Annotated in this window: 20 protein-coding genes; 18 read left to right on the forward strand and 2 right to left on the reverse strand. The window is 61.1% G+C overall.

Annotated features, from left to right (window positions below):
- Window position 1: 1 nt before the first annotated feature.
- The 14 genes from ftsL to lpxC all read left to right on the forward strand — a co-directional run bounded on the left by ftsL (window position 2) and on the right by lpxC (window position 16,780).
- Window positions 2–337, forward strand: coding sequence for a cell division protein FtsL (gene ftsL, locus RVM26_RS04345; RefSeq protein WP_016913512.1), 336 nt, complete (start codon window positions 2–4; stop codon window positions 335–337).
- Window positions 334–2,040, forward strand: a complete 1,707-nt coding sequence (locus RVM26_RS04350; protein ID WP_193461197.1) for a peptidoglycan D,D-transpeptidase FtsI family protein — start codon at window positions 334–336, stop codon at window positions 2,038–2,040. The genes ftsL and RVM26_RS04350 overlap by 4 nt, the downstream gene beginning before the upstream one ends.
- A 16-nt stretch (window positions 2,041–2,056) precedes the next feature.
- A complete protein-coding gene (locus RVM26_RS04355) occupies window positions 2,057–3,547 on the forward strand; it encodes a Mur ligase family protein (protein WP_498941031.1) in 1,491 nt (496 codons plus the stop codon).
- On the forward strand, window positions 3,547–4,902 hold the full coding sequence (locus RVM26_RS04360) for a UDP-N-acetylmuramoyl-tripeptide--D-alanyl-D-alanine ligase (RefSeq protein ID WP_498941033.1): 1,356 nt from the start codon (window positions 3,547–3,549) through the stop codon (window positions 4,900–4,902). Before RVM26_RS04355 ends, RVM26_RS04360 begins: the two co-directional genes overlap by 1 nt.
- 9 nt (window positions 4,903–4,911) lie before the next feature.
- Window positions 4,912–5,994: a phospho-N-acetylmuramoyl-pentapeptide-transferase gene (mraY, locus tag RVM26_RS04365; RefSeq protein WP_498941035.1), complete on the forward strand. Its 1,083-nt coding sequence runs from the start codon at window positions 4,912–4,914 to the stop codon at window positions 5,992–5,994.
- 75 nt (window positions 5,995–6,069) lie between these two features.
- Window positions 6,070–7,449 (forward strand): Mur ligase family protein, encoded by a 1,380-nt coding sequence (murD, locus tag RVM26_RS04370; RefSeq protein ID WP_498941037.1) that lies wholly within the window; start codon window positions 6,070–6,072, stop codon window positions 7,447–7,449.
- An 11-nt stretch (window positions 7,450–7,460) separates the two neighbouring features.
- Window positions 7,461–8,642, forward strand: coding sequence for a putative lipid II flippase FtsW (ftsW, locus tag RVM26_RS04375; RefSeq protein ID WP_287805455.1), 1,182 nt, complete (start codon window positions 7,461–7,463; stop codon window positions 8,640–8,642).
- Window positions 8,643–8,693: 51 nt separating this feature from the next.
- Window positions 8,694–9,758 (forward strand): undecaprenyldiphospho-muramoylpentapeptide beta-N-acetylglucosaminyltransferase, encoded by a 1,065-nt coding sequence (murG, locus tag RVM26_RS04380; RefSeq protein WP_498941706.1) that lies wholly within the window; start codon window positions 8,694–8,696, stop codon window positions 9,756–9,758.
- Window positions 9,759–9,811: 53 nt separating this feature from the next.
- Window positions 9,812–11,224 (forward strand): UDP-N-acetylmuramate--L-alanine ligase, encoded by a 1,413-nt coding sequence (gene murC, locus RVM26_RS04385; RefSeq protein ID WP_498941707.1) that lies wholly within the window; start codon window positions 9,812–9,814, stop codon window positions 11,222–11,224.
- Window positions 11,221–12,159, forward strand: a complete 939-nt coding sequence (locus RVM26_RS04390) for a D-alanine--D-alanine ligase (RefSeq protein WP_287805444.1) — start codon at window positions 11,221–11,223, stop codon at window positions 12,157–12,159. The genes murC and RVM26_RS04390 overlap by 4 nt, the downstream gene beginning before the upstream one ends.
- 22 nt (window positions 12,160–12,181) lie before the next feature.
- Window positions 12,182–12,904, forward strand: coding sequence for a cell division protein FtsQ/DivIB (locus tag RVM26_RS04395; RefSeq protein WP_498941039.1), 723 nt, complete (start codon window positions 12,182–12,184; stop codon window positions 12,902–12,904).
- Window positions 12,905–13,208: 304 nt separating this feature from the next.
- Entirely contained in the window at window positions 13,209–14,498 is a 1,290-nt protein-coding gene (ftsA, locus tag RVM26_RS04400) for a cell division protein FtsA (protein ID WP_498941041.1), read from the forward strand.
- A gap of 33 nt (window positions 14,499–14,531) precedes the next feature.
- Window positions 14,532–15,713, forward strand: a complete 1,182-nt coding sequence (ftsZ, locus tag RVM26_RS04405; RefSeq protein WP_039177365.1) for a cell division protein FtsZ — start codon at window positions 14,532–14,534, stop codon at window positions 15,711–15,713.
- Window positions 15,714–15,868: 155 nt separating this feature from the next.
- Window positions 15,869–16,780 carry a UDP-3-O-acyl-N-acetylglucosamine deacetylase gene (lpxC, locus tag RVM26_RS04410; RefSeq protein WP_039177362.1) on the forward strand — a complete coding sequence of 304 codons (912 nt, stop codon included), beginning with the start codon at window positions 15,869–15,871 and terminating at the stop codon, window positions 16,778–16,780.
- A 125-nt stretch (window positions 16,781–16,905) separates the two neighbouring features.
- Here the strand turns inward: lpxC and RVM26_RS04415 are convergent, their stop codons facing one another.
- Window positions 16,906–17,367, reverse strand: coding sequence for a DUF721 domain-containing protein (locus RVM26_RS04415; RefSeq protein ID WP_498941044.1), 462 nt, complete (start codon window positions 17,365–17,367; stop codon window positions 16,906–16,908).
- 110 nt (window positions 17,368–17,477) lie between these two features.
- Here RVM26_RS04415 and RVM26_RS04420 point away from each other — a divergent pair, with 110 nt between their 5' ends.
- From RVM26_RS04420 to RVM26_RS04435, 4 genes are all read left to right on the forward strand, one after another.
- Entirely contained in the window at window positions 17,478–17,828 is a 351-nt protein-coding gene (locus RVM26_RS04420; RefSeq protein WP_287805769.1) for a hypothetical protein, read from the forward strand.
- A gap of 93 nt (window positions 17,829–17,921) precedes the next feature.
- Window positions 17,922–20,645 carry a preprotein translocase subunit SecA gene (gene secA / locus RVM26_RS04425; RefSeq protein WP_498941046.1) on the forward strand — a complete coding sequence of 908 codons (2,724 nt, stop codon included), beginning with the start codon at window positions 17,922–17,924 and terminating at the stop codon, window positions 20,643–20,645.
- 30 nt (window positions 20,646–20,675) lie between these two features.
- Window positions 20,676–21,905, forward strand: a complete 1,230-nt coding sequence (argJ, locus tag RVM26_RS04430; protein ID WP_016913529.1) for a bifunctional glutamate N-acetyltransferase/amino-acid acetyltransferase ArgJ — start codon at window positions 20,676–20,678, stop codon at window positions 21,903–21,905.
- Between the two features lie 77 nt (window positions 21,906–21,982).
- Window positions 21,983–22,939 carry a Nudix family hydrolase gene (locus RVM26_RS04435; RefSeq protein WP_254893795.1) on the forward strand — a complete coding sequence of 319 codons (957 nt, stop codon included), beginning with the start codon at window positions 21,983–21,985 and terminating at the stop codon, window positions 22,937–22,939.
- Window positions 22,940–23,085: 146 nt separating this feature from the next.
- On the opposite strand, the gene RVM26_RS04440 is transcribed toward RVM26_RS04435, so the two are convergent.
- Entirely contained in the window at window positions 23,086–23,988 is a 903-nt protein-coding gene (locus RVM26_RS04440; protein WP_498941049.1) for a carbon-nitrogen hydrolase, read from the reverse strand.
- Window positions 23,989–24,016 lie beyond the last annotated feature (28 nt).

Below are 24,016 nucleotides of genomic sequence, written 5' to 3' on the forward strand. Positions count from 1 at the left end.
CATGAGTCTCGAGCGCTTCGAACGATGGCTATCCACGTTGCAGGCCGAGTGGCCATTTCAAGTGCGCCTGCGTCTCTGGCCGCTGGTGTTGATCGCGCTGTTTGTATTATGCCTGTTGACCGCCTTGTCGGTGGTGATGACCACCCACATGACTCGGGTACAGTTTGCCGAGTTGCAGCGTCTGGAGCAGGAGAAGAATCAGCTGCAAACCGAGTGGGGGCAGCTGTTATTGGAAGAGGGTGCCTGGTCGACACCGGCACGCATCGAGCAAATTGCCACGGAACGGCTAGAAATGCGTATTCCAGACGTCAACGATGTTGAGGTTATTCGTCCATGAGACGCGAAGGTCGGGGAGGGAAGTCCCGTCAATATCCCATTGCACCGCCCTTGGCTGGCGGTCGTTTCTTTTTCATCTTGCTGGTGGTAGGGCTGGCCTCTGCCATTCTGATTGGCCGTATCACGCTGCTCCAGGTCATCGACCGACCCTTTTTGCAAAGCCAAGGTGACGCGCGCACCCTGCGTCATGAAGCCATTCCAGCACACCGCGGCATGATCACCGACCGCAATGGGGAGCCATTGGCCATCTCCACGCCTGTGGTGACCCTGTGGGCCAATCCGCAAGAGCTGCCTGGCGATGCCATTCAGCGAGTCATGCTGGCCCAGGCGCTGGGGATGTCGTTGGATGATTTCGATGCCCGGGTCGCGCGCTTTGCCAGTCGAGAGTTCATGTATCTGCGTCGCCATATGACCCCGGAAGCTGCCCAGCGAGTGCTGGATCTGCGTACCCCCGGGGTGTATCAGCAGCGGGAGTACAAGCGCTATTACCCGGCAGGGGAAGTGGTGGCCCAACTGCTGGGCGTCACCAACGTCGATGACGTGGGCCAGGAGGGGCTGGAGCTTGCCTACCAGCCTTACCTGGCAGGTCACCCCGGCCAGCGGCGCGTCATCAAGGATCGGCGGGGTCGTTTGGTGCGTGAGCTGGGGGTGATCCGTGATGCCCAGCCAGGGGGCGAGCTGACGCTTTCCATCGACCAGCGCATTCAGTACATGGCCTATCGTGAGCTGCGCGCTGCCGTGACCGAACATGAGGCAGACGGCGGCGTGCTGGTCATGATGGATGCACGCACGGGCGAGGTGCTGGCCATGGCCAACCTGCCCTCCTACAACCCCAACAACCGCGCCGGACTCGACCCTCGGGGGCTGCGTAATCAGGCTCTGGTGGATGTCTTCGAGCCTGGCTCGGTCATGAAGCCACTGGCCATGGCAGCCATTCTCGAAAGCGGCGTGTTCGACCGCGATGTGGTGGTCGATACCTCACCTGGCTGGATGCGTATCGACCAGTTCACCATCCGTGATATCCGTAATTACGGGCAGTTGGATCTGGCGGGTATTCTGGAAAAGTCCTCCAATATCGGCATGTCGCGGCTGGCGCTTCAGCTCAGCGATACGGCGATCTGGGAAAAGTACAATCAGTTGGGCTTTGGGCAGGGACCGGGCACCGGTTTTCCTGGCGAGTCCACGGGCAGCCTCCCGGCGCCGGTGCGGTGGTCGCGCAGTGAGCGTGCGGCGCTCTCCTATGGCTATGGCTTATCGACTTCTGCGCTACAGATCGCCAGTGCCTACACGGCATTGGCCAACGGCGGTGAGCGCCTGCCGCCCTCGCTATTGAGGTTGTCCGAACCTCCTCCTGGTATTCCGGCTATTTCGCCCAGCGTTGCAGATGATCTTCTGGACGTGTTGGAAACGTCCGTGGGAGCCTACTCTGGTGGGCGGCGTGCGCGGGTCGAGGGCTATCGGGTGGGTGGCAAGACCGGTACGGTGCGCAAGAGCGGCCAGCAGGGTTACGCCACGGATGCCTACCGCAGCGTCTTTGCTGGCATTGCCCCTATCTCTGATCCGCGCATCGTCACGGTGGTGATGATCGATAACCCCCAGGCGGGGCAGTTTTATGGCGGGGCGGTGGCGGCCCCCGTATTTTCCAGTGTCACTGGCAACGCGCTACGTTTGCTGGATGTGCCGCCCGATCATGACGTTGAATAGCTTTCAAGGAGTAGGCATGACTGTGAGCCTCGACCAGTTTCGGGCCGCCCTGAAGGTGGTGTGGCCAGATGCCGGGTTGCCAGATCTACCGCCGCTGCCCGTGTCGCTCGATCTGGTGACCGATTCGCGCAAGGTGGCAGAAGGGAGTGTCTTCGTGGCGGTGCCCGGTAGTCAAGGGGATGGCCGCGAGTATGTCGAGCAAGCCCTGGAGAGAGGTGCCTCGCTGGTGCTGGCGCATACGCGGCAGGCCGAGTTGACGCTGCAGGGCAGGGTGCTTTCGTTGCCTCATCTGGCACTGCGGCTGGGTGAGCTGGGGCGCTCGCTTTATCAAGTGTCTGATGGCCTGGAGGTAATCGCAGTTACGGGAACCAACGGCAAAAGCTCGGTCACGCATTATATCGCGGCATTGAGTGAGCTCCTGGGCACTCCGGCTGGAGTGATAGGTACTCTGGGCGTTGGACGCCCGGGGCAGCTAATGGATACCGGGCTGACCACGCCCGGGCCGCTGGCGTTGCAGGCTACTCTGGGGCAGTTAGGCCGCCAAGGTGTCCAGCGCGTGGCGCTGGAGGCTTCCTCCCACGCGCTGGACCAGCACCGTCTGGAGTCAGTGAACGTGACGGTCGGCGTGTTCACCAATCTGACCCGAGATCATCTGGACTATCACGGCAGCATGGCGGCCTATGCTGCCGCCAAGGCCAAGCTGTTCCGTCGTCCTGAGCTGACCCTGGCGGTGGTCAACGGTGACGACCCCTTGGCTCGGCTGATGCTGGCAGGGTGCGAATCCCATGTGCGTGTGCTGGCGACGGGCAGCGATGAGGCGGTAACGCTGCGTATCCTCGATTGGCATCCGTTGGAAGCCGGTCAGCAGGCTCTGATTGCCACGCCCGAGGGCGAGAAGGCGCTCGAATTACCGCTGCTGGGGCGCTTCAACCTGGATAACGTGCTGCTGGCCATCAGCGTGTTGTACGGGCTGGGCGAGTCGCTGGACGCGCTATTCGAGGCGGCAGCCAAGTTGAGCCCGGTGCCGGGTCGTATGACGCGCTTTGGCGGGGGCGAAGCACCTTGTGTGGTGGTGGACTATGCCCACACGCCTGACGCGTTGCAAAATGCGCTGGAGGCTCTGCGTGATCACTTGGGGAATCAAGGAAAGCTCTGGTGCCTGTTTGGTTGTGGTGGTGAGCGCGATACCGGCAAGCGCGCGGAAATGGCCAAGGTAGCCGAGCGGCTGGCCGACCGTGTGGTGGTGACCGACGACAATCCTCGCCGTGAATCTGCCGCCCAGATTCGTCAGCAAATTTTGGCGGGTTTTCACGAGCTGCAGCGGGTGAAAGAGATTGGTGATCGGCGTCAGGCCATCCTGCATGCCGTGGCTCAGGCAGGTCCTCAGGATGTGGTGCTGGTGGCTGGCAAGGGCCATGAAGCTTATCAGGAAATCGAGGGCGTTCGACACGCCTACCAGGATGACGAGCAAGTGCAGCAGGCCATTCGGGCGCGAGGTGGTCGCTGATGTGGGCTCTTGACGAAGTGGCTGCGGCGCTGGGTATTCCGTTGGCAGACGATGCGACTGACGTGTCGATCAGCCAGGTAGTGACGGACACTCGCCAGATCGTGCCGGGTTGCCTGTTCATTGCCTTGAAAGGCCCACGCTTCGATGGCCACGATTTCGTCGAGCAAGCCCGAGAGCTGGGCGCCGTGGCGGCACTAGTGGAGCACCCCGTGGATAGTCCGCTGCCGCAATTGCGCTACCCGGATACTCGCTTGGGGCTGGGGCTGTTGGCGGGCGCATGGCGGCGACGCTTTACACTGCCGCTGGTGGCGGTCACGGGGAATAGCGGAAAAACCACGGTCAAGGAGATGGTGGCAGCCCTGTTGGCGCCACTCGGTGAGGTGTTGGCGACCATCGGCAACCTCAATAACGATATTGGGGCACCGCTGACGCTGTTGCGTCTTGGGTCACAGCACCAGGCGGGTGTCATCGAGCTGGGGGCCAATCATTTGGGTGAAATCGCCTGGACCGTTGGTTTGGCGGCCCCCAGGGTGGCCATCATCACCAACGTGACGGGCGCTCATGTAGGTGAGTTTGGTGGCATGGGGCAGATTGCCCAGGCTAAGAGCGAAATTCTGTCAGGGCTCGATCAGGATGGCGTGGCCGTCATCAATGCCGATGATCGCTACTTCCCTTTCTGGGCGGCCTGTGCGGCCCCCCGCCGAGTGGTCAGCTACGGGGTGCAGGGCAATGCGGACGTAAACGCTTCGGCTCTTTCCTGCGACTCACAGGGGCGTTATGCTTTCACGCTCGTTGTCGGAGGTGAGCCGTTGGGGCGCGTAACGCTACCCCTGGTCGGCAAGCATAACGTCAGTAACGCCTTGGCCGCCGCTGCCGCCGCCCTGGCGCTGAGCGTTCCTGCCCCGCAGGTCGTGGCTGGGCTGAATCGGTTGTCGGCATTGCAGGGCCGCTTGAGCGTGGTACCCGGCATTCGCGGCACGACGCTGCTGGACGACACCTACAATGCCAACCCTGGCGCGGTCAAGGCGGCTCTGGATGCCTTGGCGAGCTTTCCTGCCCCTCGCTGGTGCGCCCTGGGCGCGATGGGAGAGCTGGGAGATGAATCTGAACGGCTGCATGCCGACGTAGGAGCGTATGCTGCGTCGCTGGGGCTGGACATGCTGTTGACGGTTGGCGAGGCAGCCAAGGCTGCCTCGGATGCCTTTGGTCGCGGGCTGCACTTCGACGACCACGAGACGCTAGTGCGTCATGTTATTAATTCTCTGCCACCTGACGCCACGCTGCTGGCGAAAGGATCGCGCAGTGCCGGCATGGAAAGAGTCATTGCTGCGCTGCGTGCGGATGACACAAGGTAAGCGCCGTTCATGTTACTTCATTTGGCGAATTTTCTAGCTCAATTCCAAACTGCGTTTCAGGTATTCAACTATTTGACGCTGCGCGTCATTCTCGCTGCGCTCACCGCGCTGATGCTGTGCCTTTGGCTGGGGCCTTGGGTGATACGTCGCCTGGTCGAAGGGCAGATTGGCCAGGCCGTCCGAGACGACGGCCCACAGTCGCATCTTTCCAAGGCAGGTACGCCGACCATGGGCGGCGCCATGATCCTGCTGGCGATTGCGATCAGCACCTTGCTGTGGGGTGACCTGACCAACTATTACGTCTGGATCGTGCTGCTGGTGACGCTGGGCTTTGGCGCCATCGGGTGGGTCGACGATTATCGTAAAGTGGTCGAAAAGAACCCGCGAGGCCTGCCTGCACGTTGGAAGTATTTCTGGCAGTCGGTGGTCAGCCTGGGAGCCGCCATCATTCTGTACGCCACGGCCACCACGCCCGCCGAAACCAGCCTGCTCATTCCGCTGTTCAAGGATGTTGCGCTGCCGTTGGGCTTGTTCTACATCGTATTGAGCTACTTCGTCATCGTCGGTAGCTCCAATGCCGTCAACCTGACCGATGGCCTGGACGGTCTGGCCATCATGCCCACCGTGCTGGTGGCCATGGGGCTGGCGGTGTTTGCCTATGCCAGCGGCAATGCCGTATTTGCCAACTACCTGCATATTCCCTTCATTCAGGGAACCGGCGAGCTGGCCATTTTCTGTGCCACGATTGCCGGTGCTGGCCTCGGCTTTCTGTGGTTCAACACCTACCCCGCCCAGGTGTTCATGGGCGATGTGGGTGCGCTGGCGCTAGGGGCCGCCCTGGGCGTGGTGGCGGTCATCGTGCGCCAGGAGATCGTGCTATTCATCATGGGCGGTATTTTCGTGCTGGAAACCGTGTCGGTCATTCTGCAGGTCGGCTCCTACAAGCTGACGGGGCGACGTATCTTCCGCATGGCTCCGCTGCATCACCATTACGAACTCAAGGGATGGCCTGAGCCGCGCGTGATCGTGCGCTTCTGGATCATCACCGTTGTCCTCGTTCTGCTGGGACTGGCCACCCTGAAAGTGCGTTAGTCATTGGGTAGTCGTGTCAGGGTGGCCGTGTCAGGTTGGACAAGGCCGCTCTGGCTCAGGCACAAGGAGTCGTTCATGGTGAAGGTACCCCAGGGTGTTACCGTTGTTGTCGGGCTGGGCATTTCCGGTCAGGCGATCTGTCGCCACCTGGACCGCCATGGCGTGCCTTTCATGGTGGCCGATACCCGCGAGATGCCGCCTGGCCTCGCCGCGTTCCAGCAGCGTTATCCGGCGATTGATTGCCACTGTGGGCCGCTGAGCGAGCTGGATTTCAGCGATGCGTACGAGGTGGTGGTCAGTCCGGGCGTCGACCCGCATTCGGCAGGCCTCGATGGGCTGTTGGAGCGCGTCAATCCTGCCACTGGCGAGCCGATACTGGTAGGCGAAACGGCGCTGTTCAGGCGTCTGGTGCGTGCCCCGGTGGCGGCGATTACGGGTTCCAATGCCAAGTCCACGGTGACTACGCTATTAGGCGAAATGGCCAAGGCCTCGGGAGTGTACGCTGCCGTGGGGGGTAACCTGGGCACGGCGGCTCTGGATCTGTTGGCCGACCACCCCGATGCCGAGCTTTTCATCCTCGAACTCTCCAGCTTTCAACTGGAAACGACGCCTCGCCTGGGGGCGACGTCGGCTGCGTTTCTCAATCTATGCGATGATCATCTGGACCGTCATGGCGATCTTGCGGGTTACCGTGAGGCGAAGCAGCGCATTTTCATCGGGGCGGAGCACGCGGTGGTCAACGCCGATGACCCCATGACCTGGCCACTGGATGCCCTGGAGCGTGTCGAGCGTTTCGGGGTAGGTGTCCCGTCCGGCAGTGACTGGGGGTTGGCCGATATCGATGGACGCCGCTATTTGATGCACGGCGAGACGCCATGGCTGGCGGTGGATGAGCTGGCCATCACCGGGCAGCACAATCAGTTGAACGCGCTGGCAGCGCTGGCCATGGGCCAGGCGCTGGGCTTCGATCGTCAGGCCATGTGCGAGGTGTTGACCACGTTCAAGGGGCTGCCGCACCGTAGTGAAGCCGTTGCTGAGGTAAACGGGGTTCGCTGGGTCAACGACTCCAAAGGGACCAACGTCGGCGCGACCCTGGCAGCCATCAATGGTATTGGCGTCGCGCTCACAGGCAAGATCATCCTGCTGGCCGGTGGCGTGGGCAAAGGTGCCGACTTTACGCCGCTGGCCGCGCCGCTGGCGAGCTACGCAAAGGCCGCGCTACTCTATGGCGCAGACGCCGAGCGTCTCGACAGCGTGCTTGGCCCTTGCCTTCACACTCAGCGTGTCGAAACGCTGACACAGGCGATGGAAGCAGCATGGCACCTGGCCGAGCCAGGGGATTGTGTGTTGCTCTCGCCAGCGTGTGCCAGCCTGGACCAATTCGCCAACTACCAGGCGCGGGGCGACCTGTTTCGCGACTGGATCGAGCAGAAACAGCGTGAGAGTGCCCCATGAGCGACGAATCAATGAGTAGGGTGCAACGACTGCGTGAAGCGCTGGCAACCCGCCACCTGCCTTGCGATGTCTGGCTGATTGTCGCGGCGGTCGCGCTGGCGGGGCTGGGCTGGGTCATGGTCAGCTCCGCGTCGATAGGGCTACTGGAAAATAGCTATCACTATGCCCGCCAGCACGGCATCTTTCTGGTGCTGGCCATCATGGCATGCCTGTTCATGGTGTGTGTGCCGCTGGAGCTGTGGCGTCAGAACGCGGCATTGCTGCTGCTGTTCAGCATCTTCATGCTGGTCGTGGTGCTGGTCGTGGGTCAAGAGGTCAACGGCAGCAAGCGCTGGATTGCCCTGCCGGGGCCGCTTCCCAGCCTGCAAGTCTCGGAATTCGGCAAGCTGGGGCTGATCTTTTACATGGCAGCGTTCATGTCGCGCTTCACTTACGAATTGCGCCAGCGTGCTTTTACCATGTGGCGCCCCTTGGCGGTACTGACCATTCCTGCCTTCCTGCTGTTTCTTGCCCCGGATTTCGGCGGCATGGTGGTGTATGCCGTCTGTGTGATCGGCATGCTGATGATGAGTGGCGCTTCGCTGACGCTGTTGCTGGGCAGTGGGGGGGTACTGGGGTTTGGTGCCGTGATGATGGTCGTCATGGAGCCGTATCGACTGGCGCGCTGGACCAGCTTCCTGGACCCGTGGGCCGACCAGTTCGCCACCGGGTATCAGCTGACGCAGGCATTGATCGCGTTTGGGCGTGGTCATGTGACCGGCACCGGATTGGGCAACAGCGTGCAGAAGCTGCACTATCTCCCTGAAGCCCATACGGACTTCATTTTTGCGGTGGTGGCCGAAGAACTGGGCATGATTGGAGCGATTGCCGTGGTGCTGCTGTTCACCCTGTTCATCGTGCGGGCCATGTGGGTGGGCCGGCGAGCAGAGTTGGCCGGGCATCTGTTTGGTGCCTACGTGAGTTACGGAATCGGCTTTATCGTGGCGGCTCAGGCGTTTATCAATATGGCGGTGAGCGCTGGCTTGCTGCCGACCAAAGGGCTGACCCTGCCGCTGATCAGCTACGGGGGGTCCAGTCTGCTGGTCACTGGCATGATGGTGGGGCTGTTGCTCCGGGTGGATGCAGAAACTCGGCATCGCCCGCGCCGATTGTCGACGCCTTACCGTGCTCGCCGAGAGCCGCGGTTGACGTAATTATTCAAGGAGCTGTTTGTGGCGATACATGCGGGTCGACGGGTATTGGTCATGGCGGGAGGAACGGGAGGGCACGTCATTCCGGCGCTCTCGCTGGCGCGTGCCCTCCAGGCCCAAGGGGTGACCGTGGAGTGGTTGGGTAGCCCACGGGGAATTGAAAACCGGCTGGTGCCCGAGGCGGGCATTCTGCTGCATACCATTGCGATCAGTGGGTTGCGCGGCAATGGTGCCGCTGGTTGGCTCAAGGCACCGCTCAACCTGTCGCGCGCGGTGCTCCAGGCACGTGGTGTCATCAAGCGTTTCCAGCCGGATGTGGTGGTAGGGCTGGGTGGATTCGCCAGCGGGCCTGGCGGTCTGGCGGCCCGGCTATCGGGTATTCCGCTGGTCATTCATGAACAGAATGCCGTGGCAGGGCTGACCAACAAGGTGTTGTCGCGATTGGCGACGCGGACGTATGCCGCGTTCGAAAATGCGTTTGGCACGCGTGCCGAGGTGATCGGCAACCCGGTGCGTGATGATATCGCCGTGCTGGGCGAGCAGCCCCGCCAGGTGGCCGACATGCAGGGCAGGCCGCTGCGCCTGTTGGTGGTAGGCGGCTCCCTGGGCGCGGTAGCGTTGAACGAGCGCCTGCCTGTGGCCTTGGCTGCGCTGCCGCCGGAGCGACGTCCCGAGGTGCGTCACCAGGCTGGCAAGGAGCGCGATATCGCCACGGCAGAGGCCTATGCTCAACAGGCGGTGGTCGCCGAGGTTTCGCCGTTCATCGATGATATGGCCGCTGCTTATGCCTGGGCAGATCTGGTCGTTTGCCGAGCCGGTGCGCTGACGATTGCCGAACTGGCGGCGGCGGCCAAGCCCGCGTTGCTGGTGCCGTTTCCTTTTGCCGTGGATGACCATCAGCGGGTGAATGCCGAGGTGCTGGTCCGGGCGGGTGCGGCGCTATGTGTCGTACAGGCTGAGCTGACGGCTGACTATTTAAGTGAACTTTTGGACCAATTACTTTACCCAGAGACCCTGGCAGAGATGGCCGCCAAGGCGCGTCAAGCGGCGTCCTTGAACGCGACCGAGCGCCTGGCCCAAGGCTGCCTCTCGCTGGTGAAGCAAGGAGAAACTGCGTGACCGAGTCAGTCAACCATACGTCGCCGCAGCTGAGTGGCCCGAGCGGGCCGGGTATGCGCCGTATCCAGCGGCTTCATTTCGTCGGTATTGGCGGTGCCGGCATGTGCGGCATTGCCGAGGTGCTCGCTAACCAGGGGTACCAGGTCAGCGGCAGTGACATGAAAGCGTCCAGTGTGGTGGAGCGTTTGCGTCAGTGCGGCGTCGACGTGTTCATTGGGCACGCCAAGGAGAACGTGGAAGGGGCGGACGTCGTCGTCGTCTCCAGTGCCATCGATGAAGCCAACCCTGAAATTCGCTGGGCACATGACCACCGCGTGCCGGTGGTGCGGCGTGCGGAAATGCTCGCCGAGCTGATGCGCTTTCGTCACGGCATTGCCGTGGCCGGTACTCACGGCAAGACCACCACGACCAGCCTGACGGCTACCCTGTTGGCAGAGGGCGGCCTGGACCCAACTTTCGTGATCGGTGGCAAACTCACCAGCGCAGGCGCCAATGCTCGCCTGGGGGAGGGCGACTATCTGGTGGCCGAGGCCGACGAATCCGATGCGTCGTTTCTTCACCTTCAGCCCATGGTGTCGATCGTCACCAATATCGATGCTGACCACATGGCCACTTATGGGGGGGACTTCGAGCGTTTGAAAAATACCTTCATCGAGTTCTTGCACAATCTGCCTTTCTACGGCTTGGCGGTGCTGTGTATCGATGATCCCCACGTGCGCGGGCTGTGCGAGCGTATCAAGCGCCAGTTCGTGACCTACGGCTTCGATGAAGATGCCGATTACCGCATCGTGGATTTTAGTCAGCAGGCCGGGGAAGTCTCCTTCACGGCATTGCGGCCCGGTGGTGCGCCTCCGTTGGCCATTCGACTGGCCATGCCTGGCCGTCATAATGCCTTGAACGCCATGGCGGCCATCGTGGTGGCGACCGACGCCGGGGTCAGTGATGACGCCATCCAACGCGGTCTCATGGGGTTTGCGGGCGTAGGGCGGCGCTTTCAGGTCCATGGCCACTATCCGGCACCGGTCGGCGAAGGCGAGATCATGCTGGTCGACGATTACGGTCACCATCCGCGTGAAGTGGACATGGTCATTCAGGCGGTGCGTGCCGGCTGGCCCGAGCGCCGGCTGGTGATGCTCTACCAGCCCCACCGTTACAGCCGGACCCGCGATCTCTACGAAGACTTCGTACGCGTACTGTCTCAGGTGGATACGCTGGTGCTGCTCGACGTTTACAGCGCTGGCGAGGCGGTGCTGCCGGGTGCTGAAGGCAAGACCCTGGCAGGCTCCATCCGTCAACGTGGCGATGTCGATCCGCTGTTCGTGGAGCACAAGCACGAGCTGCCTGCCCTGCTCAACAACGTGCTGCGTCCAGGCGATATTCTGATTACCCAGGGCGCGGGCGATGTGGGTGGCATTTCACTGCGCCTTGCCCAAGCCAAGCTGGTCATGAAAGAGGTGGTGCTATGACATCAGGGAAAACGCAGCAGGCTGGCCTGGAGCGTGTCGTTGTGGTCTACGGCGGCATGTCGGCCGAGCGGGAGGTGTCGCTCAAGAGTGGTGCCGCCGTGTTGAGCGCCTTGCAGCGTCAAGGCGTGAATGCGCAGGGTTATGATCTCAAAGAGGGTGGGCTGGCGGGCCTCGAGCGCCTTGACCCCACCGTGGTGTTCATCGCACTGCATGGGCGTGGCGGTGAAGATGGTGCGCTGCAGGGGGCGTTGGAGTTGCTTGGTTTGCCTTACACCGGTAGTGGTGTACTGGCTTCGGCGTTGGGCATGGACAAGCAGCGTACCAAGCAGGTGTGGCAAGCCGTTGGCCTGCCCACGCCGGAGTGCATCATGCTGAATGCCGCTTCGGACTGGGAGGCAGTAGTAGCCCAGCTAGGACTACCCATGATGGTCAAGCCGGTCCACGAAGGCTCGACTCTGGGGATCAGTATCGTCCGCAGCCACGATGAGCTGAAAGCGGCCTATGCCCAGGCCGCCACTTTCGATGCCAGGGTCATGGCAGAGCGCTTCATCACGGGGGACGAGTACACCGTCGGCCTGCTGGGCGATGACGTGTTGCCTGCCATCCGTGTCGAGGTGCCGGGTGGGTTTTATGATTATGAAGCCAAGTATCTGACCAACACCACCCAGTACCATTTGCCCTGTGGCTTGTCGCCGCAAGACGAGCAGGCGTTGGCCGCGCTGTGCAAAGAGGCCTTCCTGGCCGTAGGCGGAGAGGGCTGGGGGCGTATCGATGTGATGCGTGATGCCGCGGGCGATTTCTGGCTGATCGAAGTGAATACCGTGCCCGGCATGACCGACCATAGCCTCGTGCCTCAGGCGGCGGCCCACGCCGGTATCGATTTCGACCAGCTGGTGATGCGTATTTTAACCACGGCACTGGCGCGCGATTCGTGACGGGGCATGGCATGAGTTTTTTATGAAGAAGCGCAATGCGTGGCTCGGTATCGTTCTACTGGCATTGCTGCTGGGGGCGGGGAGTCGAGCGCTATGGCTTTGGCTGGATCGCCCGATCGAGCGAGTGTCCATTCGAGGCGAGTGGGAGTATTTGAGCGCGGACTATCTGCGCTCACAGCTGGCCCCGCTGGTCCAGAATATCACTTGGCTGTCGGCAGATTTGGGCGAGCTGCGCCGCGATGCGCTGGAGATTGGTTGGCTGGATGAAGTGCGAATTTCCCGAGAGTGGCCCAACGCGCTGGTTTTCGAGTTGATAGAACAGACGCCGGTAGCCCGCTGGAATGACGGCTTCCTGCTTAACCCGCGAGGCGAACCCTTCTCCTATGCGCCTCTTGCCGCGCCCCCTGGGTTGCCCGATCTGGCGGGCCCTCAGGAAAGCAGTGCGGAAGTGCTGGCCTATTATCAGCGCTTGACGCCGCACTTTGCCGGGCTGTCGTTGACGCTGGCTCAGCTCCGCCTGGAGCCTCGTGGTGCCTGGCGACTTCAACTTGATCAAGGCACCTGGGTAATGTTGGGGCGTCGTCACCATGGCGAACGACTTGCCCGGCTGTCGGCCTCCTGGCAGCGTGAGCTGGGTAGCCTGGGCGAGCATATTCGCTATATCGACTTGCGCTATCCCAATGGTGTGGCGGTGGCGTGGCACGGTGAAACCGAGGTTCCGGAGGAGGAGGGCGAGTCACTATAAGGCGCAATGTGCAAAAAATCGGGTAAATGGGCAGGTCGGCCCGCTAAAAAACCCTTTTATGGGGTTTAAAATGCTTTCCAAGCCAATTATCGTTGGTTTGGGCTAGTCGTATTGTGGCTATTGTTTCTATACTATGTCTCAGACGATGCTGTGGGTCAGTATTTATTGTTCGGTCGCGGTTAGCGGCGCTATACAGTTTTAGTCAACTTATTTATTTTATCTTCGGGTTTTGCCTGCTTTTCGTTTAAGCGTTAAAAGGCGACCCCCGTTCTTATAAAACGACGACAAGGAGATTTACCGACTCATGGCAGGCTCACCCAACGCATCCAATATGGTTGTCGGGCTGGACATTGGAACGTCCAAGGTCGTCGCGATAGTCGGTCAACCCACCGATGATGGTGGGATTGAAATCGCCGGTATCGGTTCTCATCCTTCTCGCGGCATGAAGCGAGGAGTGGTCATCAATATCGAATCCACGGTGCAGTCGATTCAGCGTGCTGTCGAAGAGGCAGAGCTGATGGCGGGCTGCGATATCCACTCTGTCTATGTGGGTGTGGCAGGCAGCCATATCAGCTCCATGAATTCCGACGGCGTGGTGGCCATCAAGGAGCGCGAAGTCACTCCTTACGATATCGAACGGGTCATTGATTCCGCGCGGGCACGGGCCATTTCCGAAGGGCAGCGAGTGCTGCATGTATTGCCCCAGGAGTTTTCCATCGACGCCCAAGGGGGCATCCGCGAACCGTTGGGCATGTCCGGGGTTCGTCTGGAAGCTCAGGTGCATCTGGTCACGGCTGCCTTGAATGCCGTGCAGAACATCGAAAAGTGCGTGCGGCGGTGTGGTCTGGATGTGGATGCCATTATCCTGGAGCAATTGGCGTCCAGCATGGCAGTGCTTACCGAAGACGAGCGCGAGCTGGGAGTATGTATGGTCGATATCGGTGGAGGTACCACCGACATGGCCATCTTCAGTGAGGGCGCCATCCGCCATACGGCAGTGATTCCGATCGCCGGTGATCAGGTCACCAACGATATCGCCATGGCGCTGCGTACGCCCACTCAGCACGCGGAAGAAATCAAGGTAAAATACGCCTGCGCATTGACGCAGTTGGCGGCCAGCGATGAAATGATCAAAGTACCCAGCGTGGGTGATCGCGCGGCACGAGATCTGTCGCGCCAGGCACTGGCGGAAGTCGTGGAGCCTCGTTATGAAGAGCTCTTCACGCTGGTCAGAGACGAATTACGCCGCAGTGGCTATGAAGATATGGTAGCGGCGGGAGTGGTGCTTACCGGCGGCACTTCACGCATGGAAGGTGTCAGCGAATTGGCCGAAGAAATTTTTCACATGCCGGTTCGTATTGCCTGCCCACAAAATGTCAGAGGCTTGGCAGATGTGGTTCGCAATCCTATCTATGCGACGGGCGTTGGTTTGCTGCACTATGCACTGCAGGAAACGCGTCATGGGCAAGGCCTGGAAAGCCACGTGGGAAGTGCTGGGGGCCACAAGGGTCGCAGCGAGCTTGTCCGACGTGATATCAAGGATGGCCATTCGACGCTGGCAAGAATCAAAGGCTGGTTCAAAGGAAATTTCTGATAGGGCCGCGACGCGGTTCAGGAGACGGGGCTTATGTTCGAATTGGTAGATAACGCACCCTCGAGCAGTGCGGTCATTAAAGTAGTCGGTGTTGGCGGTGGCGGCGGTAATGCTGTCAACCACATGGTCGAGAGCAACATCGAAGGCGTCGAATTCATTTGCGCCAACACCGATGCACAGGCGCTCAAGCGAGTGTCGGCAAAAACGGTGCTTCAATTGGGGGGGGAAATCACCAAAGGGCTGGGCGCAGGCGCCAACCCTGAGGTGGGTCGTCAGGCCGCGATGGAAGATCGTGATCGTATTGCCGAGCTGCTCAGTGGCGCCGACATGGTCTTCATCACTGCCGGTATGGGCGGTGGCACGGGGACGGGAGGTGCTCCAGTGGTTGCCCAGGTCGCCAAAGAGCTGGGCATCCTGACGGTTGCCGTGGTCACCCGTCCCTTCCCGTTCGAAGGGCCAAAGCGTATGCGAGCGGCCGAGGAGGGCATGAAAGAGCTTTCCGAGCATGTCGACTCGTTGATCACCATCCCCAACGAAAAACTGTTGTCGGTGCTGGGCAAGAACGCGACCTTGCTGACGGCATTCAGCGCTGCCAACGACGTGCTGCTGGGGGCGGTGCAAGGCATTGCCGAGCTGATCACCAGCCCGGGCATCATCAACGTCGACTTTGCCGACGTGCGTACTGTCATGTCCGAAATGGGCATGGCGATGATGGGCACTGGCGGCGCCACTGGTGAGAACCGTGCCCGTGAAGCTGCAGAGAAAGCCATCCGCAGCCCGCTGCTGGAAGATATCGACCTGCACGGTGCCCGCGGTATTCTGGTCAACATCACGGCTGGCCCCGACCTATCCATTGGCGAGTTCAATGATGTCGGTGCCACGGTGCAGGAGTTCGCCTCTCAGGAAGCCACCATCGTCGTGGGTACTTCCATCGATATGGAAATGTCCGACGAGCTGCGCGTGACCGTTGTGGCGGCTGGCCTGGATGGCAGCAAGGCCAAGGCCGTGTCTCGCGAACCGGCACGCCGCTCTGCTGCAGATGCCGGTGGCTCCGACTACCGTAAATTGCAGCAGCCCACCGTCATGCGGCAACAGGCTACCGCGCGTGCCGAAGCGCCGGAAGCAGCAGCCAAGCCACGCCCTGAAAAACGTCGTTCGGCCGATGCCGATGACTATCTGGATATCCCTGCGTTCCTGCGCCGCCAGGCAGATTGATCTGCGCTATCAGGTTTATTGAGGCAGCAAACGAGAGTTTTATTGGTAAAACGCTCGTTTGCTGTTAAAGTGAACACTGTTTGATAACTTTTCTCCCCCTGCGGCTGGGTAGCGACTCGTTACACGCCGCCGATATTAGAGCTTGACCACTGCCCATGATCAGACAACGCACACTACAAAACGTCATCCGCGCCACTGGAGTGGGTCTGCACTCTGGCAAGAAAGTCCATCTGGCTTTGCGCCCGGCACCGGCCAACACGGGTATTGTGTTTGTCAGAACCGATCTGGACCCAGTGGTTCACGTTCCTGCCCGCGCCGAGCTGGTGGAAGACACTACCTTGTGCACGGCACTTTCCCATGAAGGCGTCAAGGTAGCCACCGTCGAGCACCTCATGTCTGCCTTTGCGGGCTTGGGTATCGACAATGCCTACGTGGATATCAGTGCCGCGGAAGTGCCGATCATGGATGGTAGCGCCAGCCCGTTCGTTTTCCTCATCCAGTCTGCAGGTATTCTCGAACAGGACGCGGCCAAGAAATTCATTCGCATCAAGCGTCGTGTGGCGGTCAGTGATGGTGACAAGGAAGCCGTATTCCTGCCCCATCAAGGCTTCAAGGTGTCATTTGCCATCGACTTCGACCATCCTGTCTTCGAGCAGCAGAAGCAGACGGCATTGATCGATTTTTCCACGACCTCGTTTGTCAAGGAAGTCTCTCGGGCCAGAACCTTTGGCTTCATGCGTGACCTGGAATACCTGCGCTCGAACAATCTGGCGCTGGGTGGCAGTCTCGACAACGCCATCGTGGTGGATGATTACCGTATCGTGAATGAAGGTGGTCTGCGCTACGAGGACGAATTCGTGAAGCACAAGGTGCTCGACGCCATCGGCGATCTGTATCAGCTTGGCTACAGCCTGATTGGCGAGTTCCGTGGCGTGAAATCCGGCCATGCCCTCAACAATCGTCTGTGCCGTGAGCTGATGGCGCAGCCCGATGCCTACGAAATCGTGACCTTCGAAGAAGAGAAGGCCGTTGCGCCTATCTCCTATGCGGCACCCGCCATGGCGTAACGTGGTTTTTGAAGCGCGCAGGTTGAAATTGGGGGAATGCCCCCCACTAATAATAAAGCACCGCCATGCGGTGCTTTATTGCGTTTGGCCTGGCAGTCAGGTGCATGACGTGCTCCGCAGGCGGCTCATGAAGAGCGCTGGGCATGCGAAGCAAGGCGCTCCAGGGCCTGCTTCAGCTTGGGGTGTTCGGTGTCTTCGGCGCACTCCATGAGGGTCGTGCCAGCGCTGGTAGAGAGAGTGCGCGCATAGCGTGCCGGTGGTGTCACGGTGCGCACGGGGCGTACTTTCAGCGTAAAGCCAGTGACCCCTGCAAAGCCGGGGAGTTGCTGCAGGAGGCTCAAAAGGCGCGGTTGCTCGTAGCGCAACCAGGTCAACCAGCTGGCCTGGCTGCTGATCAGGGTCAGTCGTCCATTGCTGAAGCCGCCGACGAACACATGCGCACGCATCTCTTCGGGCAAGTGGGCCCGAAGATGGGTCTGGGCTTGATCGATCAGGCGCGACTGACGCATCAGGTGGCCTGCGCCAGCGGACGCGTTCAGCAATTGGGTAATGGGCTGTGCGCGGGAACGCTTAACCTTTATACTCATTTACCTGATTCCTGGGGTGTTGCGGATAGTATCGTGCTGACGAGTGCGCGCAGCACCCATGTTTTTCGTCTATCGACAGAGCCTAACACGCTCAGGAGCCACGCCACAGCATGCCATCAACGCTCGATACATTATCTGCTCTGCCTCGGCGACATCGTCGCCATGGGCTGGCGCGTTGGTGGCTTGCGGGCCTGCTGGTGAGCTGTCTGCTGCCCGCCAGTTTACACCCTTCCGATCTGCGCAGCAGCGACCGGAGCGTGTGTATCTGCTTTTGGGTGCCCGCCATGCTGCGTGCCCAGTCGCAGTGGATCGCCAAAAAGCGCCGCGCGCTAAGGCGCTGGGTAGCACGCCAGCAGCGTCAACTTCCTGTTCTGAAAAGCTTTCTCTCTTTCTTTTCCGTCATGCTCCGCCAGACGATCGCTCTGGATATATGCTCTCCTCGGGGGCCGCCAGCCCGTTGACCTGCCGCTAGCGGTACGTTCATTTACCCGACGTTAATTGACCCTATGAAAGAGTGCGCCTGAAGAGGTCGCTCCTGTTGATGTGGATATTTCATGATTAATTCCTTGTTACGCAAAGTCGTTGGCTCCAAGAACGACCGTGAAGTCAAACGCATGCTCAAGAGCGTGCAGAGTGTCAACGTACTGGAAGAGACCCTGGTCGGCTTGAGCGATGGCGAGCTGCAGGCCAAGACGGCCGAGCTGCGCCAGCGTCTGGAGGCTGGGGAAAGCCTGGATAAACTGCTGCCTGAGGCCTTTGCGGTAGTGCGCGAAGCCGGCAAGCGAGTCATGGGCATGCGTCACTTCGATGTGCAGATGGTCGGTGGCATGACGCTGCACCGCGGCCGTATCGCCGAAATGAAAACCGGCGAGGGCAAGACCCTGGTGGGCACGCTGGCGGTATACCTGAATGCCTTGACGGGCAAAGGGGTACACGTGGTCACGGTGAACGACTATCTGGCTCGCCGTGATGCCGAGTGGATGCGCCCGCTGTATGAGTTCCTGGGGCTGTCGATAGGGGTGATTTTTGCTGGCCAGACCGGTGAAGAGAAGCGCCACGCCTACCAATGTGACATCACCTACGGCACCAACAACGAGTTTGGCTTCGACTACCTGCGCGACAACATGGCGTTCTCGCTGGAGGACAAGGTGCAGCGCGGTTTGCACTATGCCATTGTCGACGAAGTGGACTCCATCCTGATCGACGAAGCACGTACGCCGCTGATCATTTCCGGTGCGGTGGACGAGAACACCGAGCTGTACACCATCGTCAACCGTCTGGCCCAGCAGCTGGAGCAGGCGGAAGTATCCGAAGACGAAGACGCTCCTGTCGAAGGCGACTTCGTGCTGGACGAGAAGCAGAAGCAGGTCGAGCTCACCGAGCAAGGCCATAACAAGGTCGAGGAGTTGATGCGCGCCGAAGGCTTGCTGGGCGAAGGCGATTCGCTCTATGCGGCGCAAAACCTCAACCTGTTGCAGCACATGCACTCGGCGCTGCGGGCGCGGCACCTCTATCATCTTGACGTCGACTACATCGTCGCCGACGGGCAAGTGGTCATCGTCGATGAGCACACTGGGCGCACCATGCCTGGCCGCCGCTGGTCGGAAGGCCTGCACCAGGCGGTCGAGGCCAAAGAGGGCGTGACCGTTCAGCGTGAAAGCCAGACCCTGGCATCGACCACCTTCCAGAATTACTTCCGCCTTTATGAAAAACTGGCGGGCATGACCGGTACTGCAGATACCGAGGCCTTCGAGTTTCGTCAGATCTACGGCCTCGACGTTATCGTCATTCCCACCAACCGGCCTCTGGCACGCAAGGATCTCAACGACCTCGTCTACCTGAGTGCCGAAGAGAAGTACGAAGCGATCATCAAGGACGTCTCTGCCGAGACCGCGGCGGGTCGACCGGTGCTGGTCGGTACGGCTTCCATCGAGACCTCCGAATATCTGGCACGCCTGATGCGTGACGCGGGCCTCAAATTCAGCGTGCTCAATGCCAAGCAGCACCAGAGCGAAGCCGAAATCATTGCCCAGGCCGGGCGCCCCGGCGCCATCACCATTGCCACCAACATGGCCGGTCGTGGTACCGATATCATGCTGGGCGGCAACTGGGAGGCTGATGCCGCCAAGCTGCAGAACCCGACCCAGGCCCAGCTCGATGCCCTGAAAGCCGAATGGCAGGAGCGTCATGATGCGGTACTGGCAGCTGGCGGGCTGCACGTGATCGGTTCCGAACGCCACGAATCGCGTCGTATCGACAATCAGCTGCGTGGCCGTGCGGGCCGTCAGGGCGACCCTGGCTCCACGCGCTTCTTCCTCTCGCTGGAAGACAGCCTGATGCGACTGTTCGGCTCGGACCGAGTGAAGCGTTTGATGCAGGCGCTGGGTCTGGAGCGTGGCGAAGCCATCGAGCACAAGATGGTGTCCAACGCCGTCGAGCGTGCCCAGAAGAAAGTCGAGGGGCGCAACTTCGATATTCGTAAGCAGCTGCTCGAGTACGATGACGTCGCCAACGACCAGCGCCGCGTCATTTACGAGCAGCGTAACGAAATTCTCGCCTCTGACGACGTATCGAGCGCCGTGCTGGGTATTCGCGAGGAGGTGATGGAAGAGGCCATCAGCGCCTACGTGCCGCCGCAGAGCCTGGCCGAGCAGTGGGATCTGCATGGCCTGGAGTCGCATCTGAAAACCGAGTTCAATCTGGACGCACCGGTGGTTCAGTGGGCGGAAGAGGATGAGCGCTTCAGTGAAGAGAAGCTGCGTGAGCGCCTGCAGACCATGCATCGTGAAGCTTATGAAGCCAAGATTGCTACGGCGGGCGCGGCACTGATTCGTCGCTTCGAGAAGCAGGTCATGCTGCAGGTGTTGGATACGCGCTGGAAAGAACACCTGCAATCCATGGACCACCTGCGTCGCGGTATCCATCTGCGTGGCTACGCCCAGAAGAACCCCAAGCAGGAGTACAAGCGCGAGTCCTTCGAACTGTTCCAGCATCTGCTGACCAACATCAAGGCCGATGTCACCCGCATCCTGAGTCATGTCCAGGTGCGCCAACCAGAAGAAGTGGATGCGCTGGAGCAGAAGCGCCGCGAAGAGCTGGCGCGTGAGAAGGCCACGGCGGCCAGCCGCCACGATGCGCCCAGCGAAGATGGTGAGGCAGCCGCGCCTGGTGCCGATGGGCGCCCGCTGCGCCGTGAGGGGCCGAAAGTCGGCCGTAACGATCCGTGTATTTGTGGTTCCGGCAAGAAATACAAGCAGTGCTGCGGCAAACTAAGCTGATTATCGTTAGCGCACGTTAAGGAGAGAAACATGGCGGTGGGTAACCTTCCCTTTCCGGAGTTGCCACCCCTTGAAGGGGTGCGTCTGGGCACTGCAATGGCGGGCATCAAGAAGCCGGGCCGCCGCGATATGGTGGTGATCGAACTACCCGAAAGCGCCAGTGTGGCGGGCGTGTTTACCCGCAATGCGTTCTGCGCAGCGCCGGTCACCGTGGCCAAGGAGCACATGGCGCAGTGCCAGGCGGCGGGGAAGGCCCCTCGCTATTGGCTGATCAATACCGGTAATGCCAATGCGGGTACCGGCGATTCAGGGATGCAGGATGCTCGTGAGAGCTGTGAGGCACTGGCCGCGCAGGCAGGCGTTTCGGCGCAGCAGGTGCTGCCGTTTTCGACCGGTGTGATCGGTGAGCCGCTGCCCATGGCGCGGCTGTTGGCGGGTCTGCCGCCAGCGCTGGATACCCTGGCGGCGAGTAGTCAGGCTTGGCAACACGCCGGCGAAGGTATACTGACCACCGACACCCGCGCCAAAGGGGCAACGGTGACGCTAGCGCTGGGGGACCAGCAGGTCACCATCAACGGCATTACCAAAGGGTCGGGCATGATCAAGCCCAACATGGCCACCATGCTGGGGTTCGTGGTCACCGATGCGGCCATCGAGCAAACGCTGTTGGCAACCCTGCTGCGTGAGACCGTCGACCGGTCGTTCAACTGCATCACGGTGGATAGCGACACCTCCACCAACGACGCCTGCATGCTGGCGGCCACGGGTACCGGCGTTCGCATCGAAAGCGATGAGCAGGTGGCGATTTTCCGCAACGGCCTGCAGCGCGTGATGACCGAGCTGGCACAGGCCATCATTCGTGATGGCGAAGGAGCGACCAAGTTCGTCACTTTGCAGGTCGATGAGGCGCGTACCCGCCAGGAGGCACTGGATGTCGCCTTCACCGTCGCCCACTCGCCGCTGGTGAAAACCGCGCTGTATGCCTCGGATGCCAACTGGGGGCGTATTCTGGCCGCAGTGGGCCGTGCGCCAGTTGAGGCCTTCGACGTCAGCCGAGTGGTCATCGACCTCGGGGACGTGCGGCTGGTGGAGCAGGGCGGTCGCGCCAGCAGCTATACCGAGGCCGCTGGCAGTGCGGTCATGGCGCAGGAGGAGATCACCATTCGGATCACGCTGGGTCGTGGTGAGGAGGGGGCTACCGTGTGGACCTCTGACCTTTCCCATGACTATGTGTCCATCAATGCGGATTACCGCAGCTAGGCTGTGGCATCGTGCTCAACAAAGCCAGATAGCGCCGTACCTGTCCCGTGCGGCGCGCACAGAGTGGATTAGACGTAATGAGTGTAATGGTAAAACGACGGGTTCATGTCGCGGCAGCGGCCATCATCAGCGCTGATCAGAAGCACGTGCTGATCGCGCGTCGGCCGTCCAATGTCGATCATGGCGGCCTGTGGGAGTTTCCTGGCGGCAAGCTGGCGCCCTATGAAACGGGGCTGGAAGGTCTGAAGCGTGAGCTGCATGAAGAGCTGGGGGTAGAGATCGTGCGCGCCCAGCCTCTGATTCGTGTGCACCACGAGTACCCGGACAAGCACATTCTGCTGGACGTGTGGCAAGTGCATGAGTTTGCCGGTGAACCTTTCGGGCGTGAAGGTCAGGCCGTGCGCTGGGTACCCATGGACGAGCTGGTGAACTACCCGTTCCCCGCCGCCAATCTGCCCATCCTGCGCGCAGTGATGCTGCCTACCGAATACCTCATTACCGGTGAAGAGGCCGATGATGAGCGGTTTGCAGCGCTGCTGGAGCGCGCCCTGCGTGAGGATAGTGTTCGCCTGGTGCAGCTGCGGGCCAAGTCGCTGGATAAAGCGGCCTACCTGGCACGGGCAGAGCGTGCGTTGGCGCTGTGCCGCCAGTACGGCGCCAAGCTGCTGCTCAATGCCGAACCGGAAGTGCTGGAGCAGGTGGATGCCGACGGTATTCATCTCACCAGTGCGCGTCTGATGTCGCTGGACCGCCGCCCCATTGCCGAAAACAAGTGGCTCTCTGCCTCGACCCATGACCAGACGCAGCTGTCTCAAGCCGCCGTGCTGGGCTGCGATTTCGTGACGCTGTCACCCCTGCGTACCACGCCCTCCCACCCGGAAGTGGCCCCCATGGGGTGGCACGACTTCCAGCAGTTGGTCGAGCGGGCGGGCATGCCGGTGTTCGCGCTGGGTGGCATGACGCGCTTCGATGCCAACCATGCCCGGGCCGTGGGGGCTCAGGGGATCGCGTCGATCCGCGATTTCTGGAAGTGAGCCCGTGACGTCCGGCCCTGCTTGCTGGCAGGCGACGGGCGACATGGCGTGAGGAAGGGACGCCTCGTGATGCAAATGAAAACGCCTGCTCGGGTTACCCGGGCAGGCGTTTTTTTACGATGGCGGTGGTTGAAAGGACGCTTGGCTCAATCCCGGTAGCGGCGCGTCAGGTCACCGTAGGCATCGATACGGCGGTCGCGCAGATAAGGCCAGATGCGTCGCGTGTTTTCACTGCGCGCCATGTCCAGGGTCACCACCAGCTGCTCGCGCTGCTCGCCAGCGTGGGCCAGCAGTTCCCCCTGGGGGCCGCAGATGAAGCTGCCTCCCCAGAATTCGATACCAGCGCCGACGCCCGAGTGGTCGGCTTCGAAGCCCACCCGGTTGGCGACCAGTACCGGCAGGCCATTGGCGACGCCGTGGGCACGCTGAATCAGCGTCCAGGCTTCCTTCTGGCGAGCTTTTTCGGCAGGGTCGTCGCTGGGGTCCCAGCCAATCGCCGTGGGGTAGAGCAGCAGCTCCGCGCCCGCCAGTGCCATGAGTCGTGCGGCTTCCGGATACCACTGATCCCAACACACCAGGATGCCCAGGCGTCCCACCGAGGTGTCGATGGGGGTGAAACCATCGCCACGGGCGGCATCGGCATCGCCGGGGGTGAAGTAGAATTTCTCGTAGAAGCCGGGATCGTCGGGAATGTGCATCTTGCGATACTGGCCCACGCGACCCTGGGTGCGGTCATATACCACGGCGGTATTGTGGTAGAGGCCTGCGGCGCGCTTCTCGAACAGCGAGCCCACCAGCACGATATCCAGCTCTTTTGCCAGGTCGGCCAGGCGCTGCCCGGTGGGGCCATCCAGCGGCTCGGCCAGATCGAACAGCGCCGGGTCTTCGTATTGGCAGAAGTAGTGGGTAGCATGCAGCTCCTGCAGCAGTACCAGCTGGGCACCTTGACGGGCTGCTTCGCGAATACCGGCTTCGCTCTCTGCCAGGCTGCGCGCCTTGTCAGGCCAGGCAGCCTGTTGAATGACCGCAACGTTCAGCGTGTGTGACATGCCGTTCTCCTCAAGACGTTCACTTCAA

The organism is Halomonas sp. KM072, assembly GCF_050710315.1.
GTDB lineage: Bacteria > Pseudomonadota > Gammaproteobacteria > Pseudomonadales > Halomonadaceae > Vreelandella > Vreelandella hamiltonii.

Excerpts from the sequence above, each read along its gene's own strand:
- lpxC (WP_039177362.1), top strand. The coding sequence starts at position 15,869 with ATGATCAGACAACGCACACTACAAAACGTCATCCGCGCCACTGGAGTG.
- RVM26_RS04390 (WP_287805444.1), top strand. The coding sequence starts at position 11,221 with ATGACATCAGGGAAAACGCAGCAGGCTGGCCTGGAGCGTGTCGTTGTG.
- RVM26_RS04420 (WP_287805769.1), top strand. The coding sequence starts at position 17,478 with ATGCCATCAACGCTCGATACATTATCTGCTCTGCCTCGGCGACATCGT.
- RVM26_RS04360 (WP_498941033.1), top strand. The coding sequence starts at position 3,547 with ATGTGGGCTCTTGACGAAGTGGCTGCGGCGCTGGGTATTCCGTTGGCA.
- RVM26_RS04395 (WP_498941039.1), top strand. The coding sequence starts at position 12,182 with ATGAAGAAGCGCAATGCGTGGCTCGGTATCGTTCTACTGGCATTGCTG.
- mraY (WP_498941035.1), top strand. The coding sequence starts at position 4,912 with ATGTTACTTCATTTGGCGAATTTTCTAGCTCAATTCCAAACTGCGTTT.
- RVM26_RS04350 (WP_193461197.1), top strand. The coding sequence starts at position 334 with ATGAGACGCGAAGGTCGGGGAGGGAAGTCCCGTCAATATCCCATTGCA.
- murC (WP_498941707.1), top strand. The coding sequence starts at position 9,812 with ATGCGCCGTATCCAGCGGCTTCATTTCGTCGGTATTGGCGGTGCCGGC.
- RVM26_RS04415 (WP_498941044.1), bottom strand. The coding sequence starts at position 17,367 with ATGAGTATAAAGGTTAAGCGTTCCCGCGCACAGCCCATTACCCAATTG.
- RVM26_RS04435 (WP_254893795.1), top strand. The coding sequence starts at position 21,983 with ATGAGTGTAATGGTAAAACGACGGGTTCATGTCGCGGCAGCGGCCATC.
- RVM26_RS04440 (WP_498941049.1), bottom strand. The coding sequence starts at position 23,988 with ATGTCACACACGCTGAACGTTGCGGTCATTCAACAGGCTGCCTGGCCT.
- secA (WP_498941046.1), top strand. The coding sequence starts at position 17,922 with ATGATTAATTCCTTGTTACGCAAAGTCGTTGGCTCCAAGAACGACCGT.
- ftsW (WP_287805455.1), top strand. The coding sequence starts at position 7,461 with ATGAGTAGGGTGCAACGACTGCGTGAAGCGCTGGCAACCCGCCACCTG.
- murD (WP_498941037.1), top strand. The coding sequence starts at position 6,070 with ATGGTGAAGGTACCCCAGGGTGTTACCGTTGTTGTCGGGCTGGGCATT.
- argJ (WP_016913529.1), top strand. The coding sequence starts at position 20,676 with ATGGCGGTGGGTAACCTTCCCTTTCCGGAGTTGCCACCCCTTGAAGGG.
- ftsL (WP_016913512.1), top strand. The coding sequence starts at position 2 with ATGAGTCTCGAGCGCTTCGAACGATGGCTATCCACGTTGCAGGCCGAG.
- murG (WP_498941706.1), top strand. The coding sequence starts at position 8,694 with ATGGCGGGAGGAACGGGAGGGCACGTCATTCCGGCGCTCTCGCTGGCG.
- ftsZ (WP_039177365.1), top strand. The coding sequence starts at position 14,532 with ATGTTCGAATTGGTAGATAACGCACCCTCGAGCAGTGCGGTCATTAAA.
- RVM26_RS04355 (WP_498941031.1), top strand. The coding sequence starts at position 2,057 with ATGACTGTGAGCCTCGACCAGTTTCGGGCCGCCCTGAAGGTGGTGTGG.
- ftsA (WP_498941041.1), top strand. The coding sequence starts at position 13,209 with ATGGCAGGCTCACCCAACGCATCCAATATGGTTGTCGGGCTGGACATT.